The organism is Deltaproteobacteria bacterium (genome assembly GCA_030654105.1).
GTDB lineage: Bacteria > Desulfobacterota > SM23-61 > SM23-61 > SM23-61 > JAHJQK01.
This window is the reverse complement of sequence record JAURYC010000332.1, coordinates 1-2,933: the sequence shown is the minus strand read 5'-3', so window position 1 is coordinate 2,933 and position 2,933 is coordinate 1. Positions and strand designations below refer to the sequence as shown.

Here is a 2,933-nt window from a genome sequence, read left to right as displayed (position 1 = left end):
AAGTCCGTAATTTACCCTTCGACAGGCTCAGGGTGAACGGGCTTAGGTTGAAATTATTTAGTTTTTCCGTTCGTGGTGAGCTTGTCGAACCACAAAAAAATACTTTTGCAAGAGCCTCCATTGTCAAGAAAAGAGTGGCCTGTTTAAAAAGGGTTAGGATAAAGGGGAAATGAAAACGGTGCATTTTTTTTTGGCCTTCTTTTAAAGTCTATGTTATAAATATAAAATCAATGAAGTAGGAGAAATGGGATGCATGATTTTCAGTATCGCGGGGAAAGCCTATTCTGTGAGGATTTTCCTATCGAGACCATAGCCAAAGCGGTGGGGACGCCGTTCTATCTCTATAGCCTGAATACCCTGGAGAAGCATTTTCAAGCTTTTGACGGGGCATTCTCCAAAGTCGATCACTTAGTCTGCTTCTCGGCGAAAGCCAATTCCAATATTGCCATCCTCAGGGTCTTTATCCGCCAGGGTGGCGGGGTGGATGTGGTCTCGGGAGGGGAACTCTTCCGGGCGATGAAGGCAGGTGCCCGGCCGGACCGGATTGTTTATTCGGGTGTGGGAAAACGTTCGGATGAGATTGAATATGCTTTGGAGTTACCCATTCTCATGTTCAACGTCGAGTCTTCCCAGGAGTTAATAGCGATTGACCAGATTGCCGGCAGAATGGGCACCGTCGCGCCCGTGTCCTTGCGAGTCAATCCTGACGTTGACCCGCACACCCACCCATATATCTCCACGGGGTTGAAGAAAAACAAGTTTGGGATCAATATCCAGAAATCCATCGATGAGTACATCCTGGCCAGCACTCTGCCCCACACCAAAGTTATCGGAGTGAGTTGTCACATTGGCTCTCAACTTACGGAGGTCGGGCCCTTTGTGGAAGCGGTCCAGCGGGTCAAAGAGCTCGTATTCAGGCTGAGGGCAGAGGGGATTCATATCCACTACATCGACCTGGGAGGAGGGCTTGGTATCACCTACCAGCAGGAAGAACCCCCTCACCCCCGGGAATATGCCCAGTCTTTATTGCGTGAAATGGCCGAGATCGAATGCACGCTTATTCTGGAACCCGGCCGGGTGATCGTGGGGAACGCAGGCATCCTGGTGACCAAGGTTTTATACACCAAAGAAGGTGGGGAGAAGAACTTTATCGTCGTGGATGCAGCCATGAATGACCTCATCCGTCCGAGTCTCTACGGTTCCTACCAGAAGATTCAGCCGGTGCACATAAGGGAAAGCTACGAGATTGTGGCCGATGTGGTAGGGCCGATCTGTGAATCGGGAGATTTTCTGGCGAAAGATCGGAAGCTTCCCAAGGTGGAACCAGGAGAGCTTTTAGCTGTGATGAGCGCAGGTGCCTACGGCTTTTCCATGGCCTCAAATTATAATTCTCGACCCCGGGCCGCAGAAGTTTTAGTGGCCAAAGACCGTTTTTATATTGTCCGGGAGCGCGAAGATTACGACGATCTGATCAAAGGGGAGTTCATTCCCGATTTTTTGGCTTGAAGCAACCAAAATCTTATTGGGACACAGATTCACCCTGTTAGATGTTTACTATCTAACAGGGTAAACGCAGATTTTAAGGATTTAAAATAATTAGTATCTTTTTCTGAGTTAATCTGCGGAGATCTGCGTCCAATTTTTTTCGGCCTACGAGTAGAAAGATGAGACGGATACCTTTTTTCAAAATGAGCGGTAGCGGGAATGATTTTATCCTTATCGATAATCGTCAAGGGGTTTTGAATGCCGACCACCTGGGGGATTTTGTGCCCAAGGTCTGTGCTCGGAAAGTTTCTGTGGGCGCGGATGGTTTGATTCTCATTGAGCCTTCCCAGCGGGTGGACTTCCGCTGGCGTTTCTTTAATGCCGATGGCAGCGAGGCGGAGATGTGCGGGAATGGCGGGCGCTGTGCCGCCCGATTTGCCGTCCTGAAGGGGATTACAACGCCCAAACTGGCCTTTGAGACCCTGGCCGGGATCATCGAAGCCGAGGTCAATGGAAGGCAGGTTAAACTGCAGATGGTCCAGCCCACCGGCTTAAAACTAAACCTGGATGTTCCTATTGATGGCCAGAACCATCAGCTTCATTTTATTAATACGGGTGTTCCCCACGCCATAAAAATGGTCGAAGATGCGGCCGCTGTGGCGGTGAAGGATTTGGGAAGAAAGATTCGTTTCCATGCCCAGTTCCAGCCTGCTGGCACCAATGCCAACTTCGTGCAGCCCGTTGATAGGAAGCACCTGAAGGTTCGAACTTATGAGCGCGGAGTTGAGGATGAGACCTTAGCCTGCGGGACTGGAGCCGTGGCGTCGGCCCTGATTGCCGCCAAGAAAAAACTGGTTGATTCGCCGGTGGAAGTGCAGACGAGCGGCGGAGAGATTCTCAAGATCTACTTCCAGCCTAAAGGGGAGGTGTTTGACCGCGTTTTCCTCGAAGGGGATACGCGGGTGGTTTACGAAGGGAGCCTTTGGGAAGAAGCGTACAAATAAATAAAAATGCAGAATGCGGATTGCGGAATGCGGATTTGATGGAGGGATTATGGCCAACGATAGCGTGAAGGCGATTTTAATCGGGGCAGCAGGTAGGATGGGGCAGCGCCTCCTGGCCGCGATCCATGAGACTCCCGATGTTCTCCTGGCCGGTGCCGTGGAACGGCAGGATCATCCCCATATTGGGCGGGACGTGGGCGAAATGGCTGGTTTGGGAAAGTGGAATGTTCACCTTGCCGGGTCCTTAAAGGAGGTTATTTCCTCCGGGGACGTGATCGTCGATTTTACCAACGCCGAAGCGGCTTTAAGCAATTTACAAGTAGCGGCGGAAAAAGGGAAGAGCGCGGTCATCGGGTCCACGGGGTTCTCTCCCACCCAGATGGTGGAAGTTCGGGCATTGACCCAAAAAGTTCCCTGCGTTCTCTCTCCGAACATGAGCGTAGG

3 protein-coding genes are annotated in these 2,933 nt (G+C 51.1%); all 3 read left to right on the top strand.

Annotated features, from left to right (window positions below; genetic code table 11):
* The first annotated feature begins 249 nt into the window (after nt 1-249).
* On the top strand, nt 250-1,506 hold the full coding sequence (gene lysA, locus Q7V48_14640) for a diaminopimelate decarboxylase (protein ID MDO9211964.1): 1,257 nt from the start codon (nt 250-252) through the stop codon (nt 1,504-1,506).
* A gap of 158 nt (nt 1,507-1,664) precedes the next feature.
* Nucleotides 1,665-2,489, top strand: coding sequence for a diaminopimelate epimerase (dapF, locus tag Q7V48_14635; GenBank protein ID MDO9211963.1), 825 nt, complete (start codon nt 1,665-1,667; stop codon nt 2,487-2,489).
* A gap of 49 nt (nt 2,490-2,538) precedes the next feature.
* On the top strand, nt 2,539-2,933 hold a 395-nt coding region (locus Q7V48_14630), incomplete at its 3' end, for a 4-hydroxy-tetrahydrodipicolinate reductase (GenBank protein MDO9211962.1).

Coding starts and splice junctions, on each gene's coding strand:
- lysA (MDO9211964.1), top strand. CDS start 250: ATGCATGATTTTCAGTATCGCGGGGAAAGCCTATTCTGTGAGGATTTT.
- dapF (MDO9211963.1), top strand. CDS start 1,665: ATGAGACGGATACCTTTTTTCAAAATGAGCGGTAGCGGGAATGATTTT.